The 13,874-nt window shown below is 71.0% G+C and carries 18 protein-coding genes; 4 read left to right on the top strand and 14 right to left on the bottom strand.

Annotation, left to right across the window (positions count from 1 at the left end; genetic code table 11):
- Positions 1-5: 5 nt before the first annotated feature.
- Positions 6-2,537, top strand: a complete 2,532-nt coding sequence (locus QJ852_09740) for an SGNH/GDSL hydrolase family protein (GenBank protein ID WGX98712.1) — start codon at positions 6-8, stop codon at positions 2,535-2,537.
- 21 nt (positions 2,538-2,558) lie between these two features.
- Here QJ852_09740 and QJ852_09735 read toward each other — a convergent pair whose 3' ends face one another.
- Both QJ852_09735 and QJ852_09730 read right to left on the bottom strand, forming a co-directional pair.
- Positions 2,559-2,708, bottom strand: a complete 150-nt coding sequence (locus QJ852_09735; GenBank protein ID WGX98711.1) for a hypothetical protein — start codon at positions 2,706-2,708, stop codon at positions 2,559-2,561.
- Positions 2,709-2,878: 170 nt separating this feature from the next.
- Positions 2,879-3,175: a hypothetical protein gene (locus QJ852_09730; GenBank protein WGX98710.1), complete on the bottom strand. Its 297-nt coding sequence runs from the start codon at positions 3,173-3,175 to the stop codon at positions 2,879-2,881.
- Between the two features lie 44 nt (positions 3,176-3,219).
- On the opposite strand from QJ852_09730, the gene QJ852_09725 reads away from it, so the two are divergent.
- A complete protein-coding gene (locus QJ852_09725) occupies positions 3,220-3,387 on the top strand; it encodes a hypothetical protein (protein ID WGX98709.1) in 168 nt (55 codons plus the stop codon).
- 1 nt (position 3,388) lies between these two features.
- On the opposite strand, the gene QJ852_09720 is transcribed toward QJ852_09725, so the two are convergent.
- The 7 genes from QJ852_09720 to QJ852_09690 form a co-directional block, all read right to left on the bottom strand.
- Positions 3,389-3,643 (bottom strand): hypothetical protein, encoded by a 255-nt coding sequence (locus QJ852_09720; GenBank protein ID WGX98708.1) that lies wholly within the window; start codon positions 3,641-3,643, stop codon positions 3,389-3,391.
- Positions 3,644-3,665: 22 nt separating this feature from the next.
- Entirely contained in the window at positions 3,666-4,391 is a 726-nt protein-coding gene (locus tag QJ852_09715; protein ID WGX98707.1) for a RelA/SpoT domain-containing protein, read from the bottom strand.
- Positions 4,392-4,543: 152 nt separating this feature from the next.
- Positions 4,544-4,807: a DUF3263 domain-containing protein gene (locus QJ852_09710; GenBank protein ID WGX98706.1), complete on the bottom strand. Its 264-nt coding sequence runs from the start codon at positions 4,805-4,807 to the stop codon at positions 4,544-4,546.
- Between the two features lie 59 nt (positions 4,808-4,866).
- Positions 4,867-5,961, bottom strand: coding sequence for an ATP-binding protein (locus QJ852_09705; protein ID WGX98705.1), 1,095 nt, complete (start codon positions 5,959-5,961; stop codon positions 4,867-4,869).
- Positions 5,961-6,326, bottom strand: coding sequence for a YraN family protein (locus QJ852_09700; protein WGX98704.1), 366 nt, complete (start codon positions 6,324-6,326; stop codon positions 5,961-5,963). Before QJ852_09700 ends, QJ852_09705 begins: the two co-directional genes overlap by 1 nt.
- Before the next feature lie 187 nt (positions 6,327-6,513).
- Entirely contained in the window at positions 6,514-8,292 is a 1,779-nt protein-coding gene (locus tag QJ852_09695; protein WGX98703.1) for a hypothetical protein, read from the bottom strand.
- A gap of 1 nt (position 8,293) precedes the next feature.
- Positions 8,294-8,752, bottom strand: a complete 459-nt coding sequence (locus QJ852_09690; GenBank protein ID WGX98702.1) for a pilus assembly protein — start codon at positions 8,750-8,752, stop codon at positions 8,294-8,296.
- Positions 8,753-9,134: 382 nt separating this feature from the next.
- Here QJ852_09690 and QJ852_09685 point away from each other — a divergent pair, with 382 nt between their 5' ends.
- Both QJ852_09685 and QJ852_09680 read left to right on the top strand, forming a co-directional pair.
- On the top strand, positions 9,135-9,638 hold the full coding sequence (locus QJ852_09685; GenBank protein WGX98701.1) for a TadE/TadG family type IV pilus assembly protein: 504 nt from the start codon (positions 9,135-9,137) through the stop codon (positions 9,636-9,638).
- Entirely contained in the window at positions 9,626-10,891 is a 1,266-nt protein-coding gene (locus QJ852_09680; GenBank protein WGX98700.1) for a pilus assembly protein TadG-related protein, read from the top strand. Before QJ852_09685 ends, QJ852_09680 begins: the two co-directional genes overlap by 13 nt.
- Positions 10,892-10,905: 14 nt before the next feature.
- Here QJ852_09680 and QJ852_09675 read toward each other — a convergent pair whose 3' ends face one another.
- The 5 genes from QJ852_09675 to QJ852_09655 form a co-directional block, all read right to left on the bottom strand.
- A complete protein-coding gene (locus QJ852_09675; GenBank protein WGX98699.1) occupies positions 10,906-11,214 on the bottom strand; it encodes a DUF2469 domain-containing protein in 309 nt (102 codons plus the stop codon).
- 10 nt (positions 11,215-11,224) lie between these two features.
- Entirely contained in the window at positions 11,225-11,902 is a 678-nt protein-coding gene (locus tag QJ852_09670) for a ribonuclease HII (GenBank protein ID WGX98698.1), read from the bottom strand.
- 17 nt (positions 11,903-11,919) lie between these two features.
- Entirely contained in the window at positions 11,920-12,795 is an 876-nt protein-coding gene (gene lepB, locus QJ852_09665) for a signal peptidase I (protein ID WGX98697.1), read from the bottom strand.
- 90 nt (positions 12,796-12,885) lie between these two features.
- A complete protein-coding gene (gene rplS, locus QJ852_09660) occupies positions 12,886-13,248 on the bottom strand; it encodes a 50S ribosomal protein L19 (GenBank protein WGX98696.1) in 363 nt (120 codons plus the stop codon).
- Between the two features lie 141 nt (positions 13,249-13,389).
- Complete coding sequence (locus QJ852_09655; protein ID WGX99440.1) at positions 13,390-13,866, bottom strand: GNAT family N-acetyltransferase; 477 nt, start codon at positions 13,864-13,866, stop codon at positions 13,390-13,392.
- Positions 13,867-13,874 lie beyond the last annotated feature (8 nt).

Here is a 13,874-nt window from a genome sequence, read left to right as displayed (position 1 = left end):
ACGCTGTGACCGCCTTCGGTGCCGGCACCAACGCCTGGACCGCACCGACCACCGGGACGGTCGTGTTCCTCGGCTGGGGCCCGGGCGGCCCCGGCTCCGGCGGCCGCAACCTCGTCGCGGGCGGCTGCGGCGGCGGGTCCGCCCCCAGGGTCCTGGTCCGCCGGACGGTCACCGCCGGGGAGATCTACACCGGCGTCGCCCCCACGGGCCCGGCCGGCGGCCCCAACGCCGGCGTTGGGTCCGCCGGTGCGCCGCTGACGATCAAGCTTGCCGGCGTCACGATCCTCCAGGCCGCCCCGGGCGGGGCCGCGACCCTCACCCAGGGCGGCGCCCCCGGCGACCCCGACGCGTGCATCGGGGACTTCGTCTCCCCCGGCCGGGCCGGCGCGGCGTACGGCAACGGCGGCTCCAACCGCTACCAGGGCGGCCACGGCGCAGAGGCGCCCTCCGGCGGCGGGCCCGGCGGGGCCGGGGGTGTCGGCGGCGACCCCGACGGGAAGCCCGGCACCGGCCCGGGCGGCGGCGGGGGCGGCGGGTACGGCTCGACCTCCGGGGACGGCGGCGCGGGCGGCGACGCGGGCTGGACCGTCGAGTACGTCACCGACCTCGAGCCCGGCCTCCACGTCGACCTCTACGACGCTCCCGACACCGTCGTCTGGACCGCGCCCGCCAGCGGGCGGGTGTTCATGGAGGGCTACGCCGGCGGCGGTGGCGGCCGCGCGGCCACCGCGCTGTCCTCCGGTGGCGCCGGTGGCGAGGGCGGCTACTACGCCTCCGCGATCGGCGATGTCGTCGCCGGCGAGAACTACGAGCTCGTCATTCCCGCCGGCGGGCCGGGCGGTCCGGCGTCGACGAACCCCGGCACGGCCGGCGGGGACATGATCATCCGCCGGCTCGCGACCGGCACGGTCGTGCTCAGGGCCGTCGGCGGGCTCGGCGCGACCACCGTCAACGGGCCCACGGGCTCGGACCGCACCGCATCGTGTGTCGGCACCACGATCAACCGGGGCGGGCTCGGTCTCGGCCGGGCCGCGAATACTGCCGACGGTGGCGCTGGCGGCAACGGGGCGCCCCCGAACGGCGGCGCGGGCGGTGACGGCGCGAACACCGGGAACGCCGGTGGCGGGCAGCCCGGCGTCGCGCCAGCTGGTGGCGGCGGTGGCGGCGCCAACCGGTCCTCGAGCAGGTACCCCGGCGGCGCCGGTGCGCGGGGTCAGATCGCGATCAGCTACTTCCTGCACTACGGGCAGGTCATCGGCGACGACGGGCAGCCGACCTACCTGCTCGGGATCGACCTCATCGACGGCGCCGGGGCCCCGGTGCGGCACGTCCCCTCGATCGTCGACGACGGCGGCGTCGAGCAGCCCCTCGCGCGCCTCTCGCCCGACCTGTCGATCGCGGCCCGCGCCGTACCCTCCTACTGCCCGCCCGGCCACGAGGCCAAGTTCAACGTCGCCACCGGTGCGTTCAACTGGACGCCGGGCAACACGGCCAACCTCGCCGGCGCGATCGCCGGCGCCGCGGCAGCGCCGGCGCACCTGGTGATCGCCGGCGACTCCATCTCCGAGGGCTGGACCTGGCTCAACCACCTCCCCCCGTATGGCATCACCGCCGACAGGCTGCACGCCTGGCCGCTGATGATGCGCGACGCCCTCAACGACGCCCTCGGTCTCCCCCTGGGCGGGACCGGGTACGTCCGCGCCCACGGCCCGCTGTCGACCGCCGACGACCGCTGGGGCGGCACCACCCTCGGCTCCGGGTGGACCTCCGGCGGCCACTACGTGCGCGGCAAGGGCCGCACCGTCACCTTCGCGTCCGACCAGCCAGGCGACGCGGTCGCGATCATGACCATCGGCGGCGGATCCTTCACCATCTCCGTCGACGGCGGCGCCCCCACCAGCGTGCCCAACACCGCCCTCATCCCCCGCCGCTACACCCGCAACGTCACGTACGGCACCCACACGATCACGATCACCATCGGCGACACCGACCTCTACCTCGCCGGCGCCGAGGTCTACACCCGGTCCGCCGGGATCCGGGTCCACAACGTCGCCCAGGGCGGCGCGAAAGCCAGTGGGGTCGGTCAGGACTGCTGGGCCGACACCAGCTCCGGGTACGGCAACATGCTCCCCACCTACACCGACCACACCAACTCGTTCGGCGCCCGACCCGACGCGGTAATCATCATGCTCGGCGGGAACGACCTCAAGAACGACCGGACCCCAGCCGAGCTCCGGGCGGCGTTCGAGACGATCGCCGCGGCCTGGGCCCACACCGACACCGACATCATCATCTGCCCCGAGGCCGCCGGCAGCGCGGCGTTCGGCGTCGACGAGGCCGACTACCTCGCCTGGTGGACCGCCTGCATGACCATGTGCCTCGACCACGGCTGGCCCATGATCGACATGCAGTTCCTCACCGGCGGCTACAACGTCCTCGCCGGCCGGGGCTTCACCGGCGACGCCTACGGCCACCTCAACACCGCCGGCGCGAAGTGGCTCGGCGGCGCCTACGCCCAGGCCATCCTCGACAGCTGACCCGGCCCGCGCCCGGCGAGGTCAGGCAGACCGGCGCGGCGCCACGACCGCCGCGGCCGCGACCAGCCCCGCCATGCCGGCCGCCAGCACCAGCGCCCACGCGTCGTAGCGGGCCAGCAGCGCCCACCCGAAGATCCCCGCGCCGACCACCGCCAGCAGCCACAGCTTCATGCGCGTGACCCTACGACGACCAGCTGGTCGCCGGTGGCGAAACGACACAGCCCGCCTCTCCTTCGGGAGGGGCGGGCTTTCGTGCATCCGGGGCAGACTCGCCCCATGGACGCCCTGTTCGTCGTCACCCACCTCGCCGCCGCCATCGGCTGGTCGATGCGAGACCGACGTCAGTAGGCATCCTCCGCCGGCAGCCGCCGCAGCATCTCCTCACGGGCCTCACGACGCGCCTCAGCCTCGCTCCGGCGCCATGCCTGCTCGTAGGCCAGCCGAGCCATCACGCCGTCGCGGTAGCCGTGCCGCCGCGGGCCGTCCTCCATCTCGCGCTCCCGCTCCAGGGTGATCCGCCCACCCCTCTTCGCGAGGTCGTTCCACCCGTCGTCCCAGCCGTCTCGATAGCGCCGGAGCATCTCCGACCTCGGCGGGTACGGAGCCGGCGGGTACCGGCGGCCAGGGTAGTCACGCATCAACCGATGCTAGAACAGATGTTCGAACGACGTAAGGTCAGGGAGTGATCATCCACGCCGCCCGACGCCCCCGCACACCCCACGACTTCACCGGCGAGTGGGAGATCATCCGGTGGTCCGTCGAGGCCGACGACTACGAGAGCGGCATGGAGCAGGTCCGTGGCGAGATCCCCGAGGGGTGGCTGCTGCTCGGGGTCAGGGTCGAGGACTAGGTCACATGGCGAGCAGGTCGCCGAAGGCAACCTGCTCGGACGGCTCCAGGAAGTAGTGTCCGTGAGTCCGCTTGATCGTGTCGATGCTGTCGGCGCCCACCAGGACAACCTCGAACTTGTCCGAGCGACCTCGATAGGTCTCCTCGGCCTCCCGGTACGCAGCGGCCGCCTCGCGCGCGTCCAAGAACTCGCACTTGTCGATCAGTCGCTGCTCGTCGTAGCTGTACACGAGGAGAAAGTTGACGAGAACAGGCATGTTGTGAGTGTAGATCAACCTGTCAACGGGTGTAGTAGCCTTCCGCGATCACGCGGTCGTTGCTGGCGTGCAGGCGCTGGATCAGCTCGTCGTCCAGCGGCACGCCGAACTCCTGGCGGTAGATGAGCTCGCCGGCGATCCGGAAGTTCTCCAGTAGCGACTCGGGGCCCTCGCCGTCCTTGAGTTTGAGGCCAAGGCGACCGTCAATGGCCTCGACGGCATCCGCCCAACGCTGCTGCCCCACGGTCCTGACTTGAATCTCGATCGCCCGTTCGTCGCGACGAACTACGAAGTGTCGAGCGCGGTAGCCAATGTCCTTGGGGCTCGCGATGTAGTCCCGGGGATCACGAGTGAAGGCCGAGGTCCAGTTCTTCCGGATGCGGCGGCAGATCGCGTCCATGTCCTGCGGCGACTGGACGACGATGCGGCAGCCCCCGATGTCCTCGAGACGGGACAGATTCGTGTCGCCCATCCGAACGAGCTTGCGCACGATCCTGGGCACTCGCTTGTGGCGCTGCGAGAGCGCGGCGTCAATGCTCTCGGTGTTGATCATGCTCGCCAGCCCGCTGCGGACCTTGGTCATCGGGTAGCCGTGCGCCTCGCGGAAGATCGTGACGATGTCGATCGAGCGGAAGTAGCGATCCAGGTCGACGTCTTCAGTGGCGATCGTCTTGCGGACGCAGTCGCGGAGGTACTTCCCAGCCTTGGTGATCTGGTTCTTGCTCGGGAAGTCCGGCTCGGTCGACACGGGGTGAAGGTACAGAAGCCGAGGAGCCTGGAGCGTGGCCGTCACAGCTTGGCATGACGAGGGGCGCTGCTTTGGCAGTCACGTGACAAGTTGACCACTGGCCGGAGCGGCCGATGTCCCCTCACGCCGCCCCCCTGGCCCTCCTCCGCCACCTACGACCCGTCGAGCTCGAACCCCAGCCGTGCAGCCGACCGCTGCCGCTGACGCTGAGACCGCAGCCGACGCAGACGCCGCACCAGCATCGGGTCGGCCGCGAGCGCCTCGGGGCGATCGATCAGGGCGTTGAGGACCTGGTAGTAGCGGGTCGCGCTCATGCCGAACTCCTCGCGCACGGCGGACTCCTTGGCGCCTGGGTACTTCCACCACTGCCGCTCGAAGGTCAGGATCTTCTGCTCGGTGTCGGTCAGCTCCGTCATGCCGCGGACACTAGGACGACGGCCCGACACAACCTCAGTGATTCCTGAGATCCAGTGATCTAGGCGCAGGGGCACGGGTTGCTCGCCAGCACCAGGATGCAGCCGGCGGGGAGCGTCACCGACTCGTCGCGGCGGGCGATCGTGATGTCGCCGTTCTCGAGCGGCTGTCGCAGGGCCTCGATGACGTCGGTGCGGAACAGCGGGAACTCGTCGAGGAGGAGTACGCCGCAGTGGGTCCGACTGATCTCACCGGGCTGCACCCGCCCGGAGCCGCCCCCGACCACGCTGACCTTGCTGGCACCGTGGTGGGGCGCCGCGAACGGAGGGCGGACGACCATGCCCCGCCCGGCGTCCAGCACCCCCGCGAGGGAGTGCAGGGCGGTCGACTCCAGCGACTCCTCGGGTGTGAGATCGGGGAGGATGGTGGGCATTCGCTCGGCCAGGCTGGTCTTGCCGCATCCCTTCGGCCCCGAGAGCTGCACCGGGTGACCGCCCGCCGCGGAGATCTCGACGGCGTACTTCTCCTCGGCCATCCCCCGCAGGTCGGCGAGGTCGAGCTCGTCGAGCCGCTCGTCGCCCCGCCAGGTGATCAACCGGAGCCCGGTGGCCGCGGCGACCGGAGGGGCGTCGGGTGGTTCGTCGCCGCTCAGCGAGGCGACCGCCTGCCCGAGGGAGCGGACGCCGATCACCTCGAGACCGGGCACCATCGTCGCCTCTGCGGCCTGAGGCTCGGGGACGTAGATCCGGCGGACCCCGCCCGCGGCTGCGGCCAACGCCATCGGCAGCACTCCCAGCGCGGGCCGAAGCCCACCCGCGAGGGTCAGCTCGCCGATGAAGGCGGTCCGGTCGAGCCAGGGAGGCTCCAGCTGCCCGTCGGCCGCGAGCAGGCTGACCGCCATCGCCAGGTCGAAGTGGGTGCCCGACTTGCGGAGGTCGGCCGGCGAGAACAGGAAGGTGCACCGCTTGGTCGCAGGCCAGCGCAGGTCGGTGTTGCTGATCGCCATCCGGACCCGGTCGACGCCCTCGCGCAGGAGCGCGTCGGCACGGCCGACCACGACCGTCGTGGGCTGGCCGGCCGACACGTCGGTCTGGACGTCGATGAGGTGCCCGACGGCGCCGTCGAGCGCCACGCAGCAGGCGGTCGCGAAAGGCATCAGGCGAGCCCCGGCACGTGCTCGACGACCGCTGGCCCCTGCCGCGGTCGGAGGACGGCGACGAGGTCGATGCGGATCCCGTCGGGGCGCACGTCCCGCTCAGCCGCCCACCTCTCGCCCAGTCGCTTGAGGCGCTCGAGCTTGACGTCCGTGATGGCCTCATGGGGAGTGCCGGCCACGGTCGAGGTGCGTGTCTTCACCTCGCACACGACGAGGGTCGCACCGTCGCGCAGAACGATGTCGATCTCGCCCTCGCCGCATCGCCAGTTCCGCTCGAGGACGCTCATCCCGAGCCCAGCGAGGTGGCGAGCAGCGACCTCCTCACCATAGGCGCCGATCGCCTGGCGTGCCTGTGCTGTCGTCATGTGGCCAGCGTCGCCCGCAGTGGCGACGTCCGGCACCATGCCGAGAAGCCCCTGGGGAACACCGGCTCCGAGCGGCCCCCTGTGGACATCGGAGGGCACTGGCCGTGACCAGAGGTGGTGGTGGGACGCCGGGCCACCCAGGTCACCCCGATGACGATCGTCGCCGGACCGGCCGGAGGCGCGGCGTTCAGCCGCGCAGCGACGGCCGTCCGCAACGGGGCTTCTTGAGCCCCAGTACGTCGACCCCGGCCACCGACAGACCGGTCAGGTCGCCCAACGGCCCGAGGACGAGGTTGTTGAGTCCGGTCACCAGCGGCCTCAGGACGGCCGTGGCGATCGGCATGATGTTGCCGAGAAGCGCATTGACGATCGGATCCACGAGATAGCCGAGGAGTGGCAGCAGGATGTGGGTCGAGACGTACTTCGTCGAGGAGACGGCTGGGTTGTAGTCGAGGCTGATGTCGGCTTCCTGCAGGCCCAGCGCCGAGGAGCCTGCCGCGTACGGAACGTTGTACTGCTTCGGCGGGAACTCGAGGGTGATCTCCGGCTGGGAGAGCGGACCGGCGGGGTTGTTGATCCTGGCGATGAAGCCGATCCGGACCTCGGCCACCTTCACGCCGAGCGCGCCGAGGAGGTTGGCCGTGATCACCACCGGGACGTTCAGCGTCGTCTTGGCGAGCGCCCCTTGCATACCGAACTTCATCATGGGCGGGGCACAGCTCAGATCGGTGAGCGTCGCCTTTCCGTACGCCCCGTCGAGGGCCAGCGTCGCCCCCAGCCCGACCTTGACGTCGGCGAGGGCGCCGAGCAGCGGGCCGAGCAGCGGGAAGGCGGACGTGTTGAGGTTGGCGACCGTGCCGGTCAGATCCAGGTCGATCTGCGACGTCTCCTGGACGGTCCCCTTTCCGCCGCAGGCCGTCTGGGGCTTCTCGATGATGTTCAAGGAACTGGTGAAGGCGGTGCCGAGGATGGGCAGACTGTTGACGCCCAGGTCGGGCAAGGAGACCGCATTGGTGCCGTTGGCGATCAGCGCGGACGTCGTGATCAGGTCCAGGACGTCGATCTCGCTGCTCAGGGCGGCATCCGCTCCCTGCGCGAGGCCGATGATGTCGCCGACCTTGATCGGCGGTAGCTGGGTGATGCCCAGTGCGACGGCATCCTCGATCAACTTCGCGCTGACCGCGTCGCCGTTCTTCTTCAGCGCCTCCGCGACCGCGAGGTAGAAGTCCCCCAGGGTGACGCTGGTGTCGGCGAGCTCGTCAGCCGTGCCCGCATCGAGTGCGATGGCGATGTCCACGAGCGGAACCGTTGCGTCCAGGTTGAGCAGGCCTTGGTAACCGACTGCTCCCAGCCCCAGAGTATCGCCCAGGAGCGGCCCGAGGAGGGCGGAGTCTCCCGAGCGCAATTGCGCGGCATAGGAGCCCAGCGCGAAGCAGGCGGACGTCTCCGCGCTGGCCACGGCCTGGCGGAAGGCTCCCCCCGAGCGGATGCCGGTGACGCCGCCGAACGCGAAGCCGGTCTTCGACTTGGTGAAGACCCTGACCGCTTCCGGAATATCTGAGCTGCTGGTCGTGCGCGTCCATCCGTTGGCGCCTGTCTTCACGAACTCCCAGCAGGCACCGACCTCGCCCGGGACCGCGACCGAGTCCTTGGCCCGTGGGAACGCGCACGGCGCGGAGGTGAGCCGGTCACCGTAGCTGTCGTCGTTCCGCTTGATGCTCTCGGCGAGGGCCGTGGTGAAGTCGGCAGCCTGGTAGCCGCTCGCGGTGCTGCCGTCGAGCCGGCGCGCAAGATCCATGGCGCCGACGTCGGCGACGGCCTGCATGTCTCCGCGCACCACCCGCTGCTGACCGAGATCGACGGCGAAGGCGGCCGACACGACCAGCACGGGGGCCATCACGAGCGCGACGAGGACCCCCGTCGCCCCCCGTTCGTCACGGCGCCGGTCTCGGCGGCTCCGGAGCATCTCAGCTCACCCGCGCGCTGGCCGTGTACCGGAGTTTGCCGCCGAAGCCGAAGGTGAACCCGGGGACCAGCGCGTCATGGTCGACGACGACCGTCACCCAGACGCACTCGGCCCCTGACCCGCATTCCTTGGCCGGGGCGGCGGGATCGCTGCCGGGCGGGCGATAGCTGGTGCCGATCTTGATGTCGCAGCCGCTGCAGGAGACGCCTTGTGACTGGAGCGCCGCGTCGACCGCCGCGCGGGCGTCGGCGATCTTGGCGACCTCGGTCGTCTGCTGGGAGACCGCGCCGGCGCGCGCCCCCTCGGCCGCGGCCTGGCTCACGGCCTGCCGGGCGCTGAGGATGTCGCCGTAGTTGATGATGCCGAAGACCAGCGCGGCGAGGACGGGAAGGATCAGGGCGAACTCGACGGCCGCCGCCCCGCGATCGCAGGACGAGCCACCTGGCATACGACGCCTCATCGGCCGGCCTCCCCCGGAATCGCTCCCATGACGCCCCCGAGCGGCGTTGGCCTGACACTAGTGGGGCACGACACACCCTGGCAGCAGTTCCCGGATCATTGTGCCCGGACGGCCCGGGCGGGTAGTCCGGAGGGAGTAGTCCGGGTTGACTACGCCTGACCACGACGGACGCATCCCGGACACTCGGGACGATGTCCCGTCACCCTCTCCTCAATTCGGAGCACACCCCATGGTGCGCTGGCGCCAGAGGCTGCCGTGGCGGTCGGCCGAATCTCGCTGATACTGCCGGGTAACCGGCTCACGACGTCGCGACGGGCCGCGAATCAGCCGACAATCGAGGCGGATTCCTGGCTCGATCTCGGGCCGGCACGGGGAGGCTGAGATGGATCGGCGACGGGGGACGCGCCGCGACGGGCCGGGCGAGGAGCGCGGGGCGGCCGCGGTCGAGTTCGCGCTGGTGGGCACGCTGCTCGTCGTCCTCGTCTTCGGCATCCTCCAGTACGGCCTCTACTTCAACGACTCGCTCAACGCCCACCAGGGCGTCCGGGAGACCGCGCGCATGGCTGTCGTCGGCAAGACCCCCTCCGCGTGCCGTACGACGACCGACTGGTCCACGATCGCCTGCACCGCCGAGACCCTGCTCGGCACGGCGCCGGCCGACACCTACGTCAACGTCTCCGCGCCCGACGGCTGGACCCGGGGCAACGCCCTGCAGGTGTGCGTGCTGGTCCGCTCCCGCAGCGACTTCGGCATGCTGCCGCTCCCCAACGACGGCTACGTCCGCGCGAGCCTGCGGATGTCGATCGAGGACGACTCCGCCAAGCCCGCAGGGAGCGGGACCGCGGACACCGCACCGACCGGACAGAGCTGGTCATGGTGCGATTGAGGCGGAGACCACCCACGGACGAGCGCGGCGCCGTCGCGGTGCTGACGGCGCTGATCGCCGTCGTCCTGCTGGTGGCGGCGTCCTTCGTGATCGACCTGGGTCTCGCCCGGGACGTGCGCGGCCAGGCCCAGAACGCCGCGGACGCGTCCGCCCTGGCCGCCGCGAACGTGCTCTACGCCGAGGACGGCGAGCCCGACTTCACCGCGGCGGTGAGTGCCGCGACGTCGTACGCCGCGCGGAACTTCGGCGTCGACGCGGCCGCGTGGGCGGGCTGCACCGACCCGGGAGCGCTGCCGGTCCCCTCCTCGTCGCCGTGCGTGTCCTTCGACGATGCCGAACGGCCGACGCGGGTCCGGGTCCGGGTGCCGAGCCGGCGGGTGCCGACGGCCTTCGCGGGCCTGGCCGGGGTCGACGAGATCACGATCGCCGCGTCGGCCACCGCCGAGCTCGACCCCGGCGTCGTCTTCCGGTGCTCGCTGTGCGTCCTCGGCGAGGGTCCGCACACCTTGGGCAACGGCGACGCGACGGTGACCGCCAGCAGCGTGCACTTCAACGGGAGCGTGTCGACCGGGCCGAACGGGCATGTCGAGGCGATCGGCCACCAGATCACCGTCGAGGACAGCGCCACGGGCAACTACGAGCCGAAGGCGGAGACCGTCTCGCAGCCGATGGGCGACCCCCTCGAGGACTTCGTCCTCCCGCCGCCGTCCGGCGAGCCGCGGACCGACCCGTGCACCGACGGTCCCGGCGTGTACGGCCCCCGCTCCTTCGGGAACAAGGAGACCTGCGTCCTCGCCCCCGGCCTCTACGTCCTCACCGGCGTGTGGGCGATGGGCAACAACACGGTCTTCCGCGGCTCCGGCGTCACGCTGTACGCCGTGTGCGGGACCCCCTCCGCACCGCGGGCGTGCGCGGAGGGTGGTGAGCTCGGCGGCCAGTTCAACGCCAGCAACGGCAACGAGCTCACCCTGACCGCGGGCGCCGAGGGATTCCACGACCTGGCGATCGTCTACGACCGCAACAACACGCAGCCGATCCACGTCCAGGGCAACGGCGAGACGAACATCGCGGGCAGCATCTACGCGCTCAGCTCGATGCTCTACGCCAACGGCAACTCCGGCAACGGCGTCACCAGCGGGTCGATCATCGTCGACAGCCTCTACATGAACGGCGACAAGTCGCACCTGAAGGTCACCAACGGCCTCGACCGCGAGTGGCGGCGCCCGCCGGACGGCCTGCACCTGAGCGAGTGAGCCGGGCGGCCCGCTCAGGACTTCGGCAGCTCCAGGTCGGAGGTGGCGAGCTCCTCGACGTTGACGTCCTTGAACGTGAGCACCTTGACGTTCTTGGCGAAGCGGGCCGGGCGGTACATGTCCCACACCCAGGCGTCGGTGATGGTCACCTCGAAGAAGACGTCGCCGCCCTCGGAGCGGGCCTTCACGTCGACCGTGTTGCAGAGGTAGAACCGGCGGTCGGTCTCGACGACGTACTTGAAGATGCCGACGACGTCGCGGTACTCCCGGTAGAGGTTCAGCTCCTGCTCGGTCTCGTACTTCTCGAGGTCCTCGGCACTCACGGGGCCGACTCTAGCCCTCTCCCCCTGGCAGCGGCTCCAGTCCCGCCGCGCGTCGCACGTTGACGAACCGCATCCGGTGGATCGGCGAGGGTCCGTGCTCCTCCAGCGCGGCCGTGTGGGTCGCGGTGATGTAGCCCTTGTGCGTCTTGAAGTCGTACGCCGGCCACTGCGCGTCGAGGTCGAGCATCAGCCGGTCGCGGGTGACCTTCGCCAGCACCGAGGCCGCGGCCACGCAGGCCGCGACCCGGTCGCCCTTCCACACCGCCAGCCCGGGGACGCCGAGACCGTCGACCGGGAAGCCGTCCGTCAGGACGTAGGACGGCGGCAGGGAGAGCTTCGCGACGGCGCGGCGCAGCGCCTCGACGTTCGCGACGTGCATGCCGAGCCGGTCGCACTCGTCGTGCGGGATCACCACGACCGACCACGCGAGCGCCCGCCGCACGATCTGGTCGTAGCAGCGCTCGCGGGCCGCGGCGGTGAGGAGCTTGGAGTCGGCCAGGCCCGGCACGATCCCCGCCTTGCCGGCCGGGAGGACGGCCGCTCCCGCGACGAGCGGGCCGGCGCAGGCGCCGCGGCCCGCCTCGTCGACGCCCGCGACCGGCTCGAATCCGTGCCGGCGCAGCGCCCGCTCGTAACCGTAGATGCCCGCGTCGCGGCGTACCGTCGCTCCCCTGGGCAGCGTGGACATGCCCTGTCTCCCTCCGACTACGTCCCGGGGACGGCGCCGACCTCTTCGGCCTTCTTCAGCAGGTCGGCCGGCGGGTCGTCGGGGACTCCGTCGAACGCCTCGGGCCGACTGATCCAGCGCCACCGGTCGCGGGGCCAGATCAGGGTGAAGACCTTGCCGACGACGAGGTCGGAGTCGACCCAGGGGCTCTGGGTGCAGGGGTCCTCATCCGGAACGCACAGGTGCGCGCGCGAGTCGGCCGAGTGCTCGCGATTGTCGCCGAGGACGAGCATCTTGCCCTTGGGGATCGGACCGATCGTCCAACTGCAGGGGGTCCTCTTGTCATCCTCCCCGAGACCACGCCACGCGCCGATCTCGGCGTTGCAGGAGGCCCCCTCTCGGGCATTGAGGTAGTCGGACTCGTCGATCGCCTTGCCGTTGACCTTGATCCGGCCCTGCTCGTCGCAACACTCGACCACGTCGCCCTCGGTGCCGATCACCCGCTTCACGAGGTGGCCGCCGGTCGGGTACAGGCCGACCTTGGACAACAGGCTCGCGAAGCCGGTCGGGCCCTGGCTGTCCGCCGCCCCCAGCCACTCCCCGGGGTCCTTGAAGACGACGACGTCACCGCGCTGCGGGCTCCGGCCGAACCAGTAGGAGACCTTCTGGACGAGGATCCGGTCGTTCTTGACCAGACCGGGCTCCATCGACTCCGACGGGATGTAGAAGGCCTGCATGAAGACCGCCTTGATGACGATCGCCAGGCCCAGCGCGACCGCGAGCAGCAGGATGCTCTCCTGCCACACCGGCAGGTGCTTGCGCTTGGGCGAAGCGGACCGGGAGGCCGCCCGATCGGTCGCCTCGGGGTCGGGGACCTCGGCGGCGGAGTCCGGTGCGGTGTCGTCGGTCGTCACGAGGTACGAGTCTAGGAGTGCACCCCAGCCGAGACGCACGAAGGCCCGACCTCGACGGTCGGGCCTTCGTGGAAGCGGGCGTGCGGAGGCTCAGGCCTCGCGGCGCTCCTTGATCTTGGCGGCCTTGCCGCGCAGGTTGCGCAGGTAGTAGAGCTTCGCCCGGCGGACGTCACCACGGGTCACGACCTCGATCGACTCGAAGATCGGCGAGTGCAGCGGGAAGGTCCGCTCGACACCGACGCCGAAGGAGACCTTGCGGACGGTGAAGGTGCGGCCGACGCCGGAACCGTGGACGCGGATCACGACGCCCTGGAAGACCTGGACACGGGAGCGGCTGCCCTCGATGACCTTGACGTGGACCTTGACGGTGTCACCGGCGCGGAAGTCCGGGACGTCGTCGCGCTTGGCGGCGTTGCCCAGGTCGGTGACCAGGGCGGGGCTGGGGTTGCTCATGGTTCTCCTCGCGAGTGCACACAGGTCAGCCGCGGTCGTGGTGGGGTGGTGGTGAGAGGTGTGCGGTCGACGGTTCCCCTGTGGCAGAAGCGTCCGCGCACCGACCAGCGATCCTCCCACACCGGAGGACGGCCCCGGAAATCAGCGACGCTTGGTCAGCACGACCGCACCCGGCGGGGCCGGGAGGTCCCGGCGCAGCCGGAACCCGGCCTTCTTGTACATCCGCTGGTTGCGAGCACTGGCCGCCCCCGTGAACAGGACGTACGACGCGACGCCGGCCGGCGCGACCGCCTGGATGTGCTCCAGCAGCACCCGGCCCAGGCCGCTGCCCTGCAGGTCGGGCGCGACCATGATCCGCCCGATGTCCCAGACGTCGCCGTGAGCACCGTGCTCGACCCGCCCGCGGACCGCCGCGACGAGGCGGCCGGCCCGCCGGACGACGTAGGTGTCCCACTCCCCCAGCCAGGTGCGCACGTCGTCGAGCGACTCGTGCAGGGCGGGGATGTCGAGCAGGTCGTTGGCCAGCGCCTCCTGGACCCAGCAGGCCCGCTGGAGGGTCAGCAGCTCACCGGCGTCGCCGAGGGTCGCGCGGACGATCGGCGTCCCGTCGTCCAGCACGGACGGCG

This window comes from Nocardioides sp. L-11A, from assembly GCA_029961745.1.
Taxonomy (GTDB): domain Bacteria; phylum Actinomycetota; class Actinomycetes; order Propionibacteriales; family Nocardioidaceae; genus Nocardioides.
This window is presented reverse-complemented; position numbering and strand designations above follow the sequence as displayed.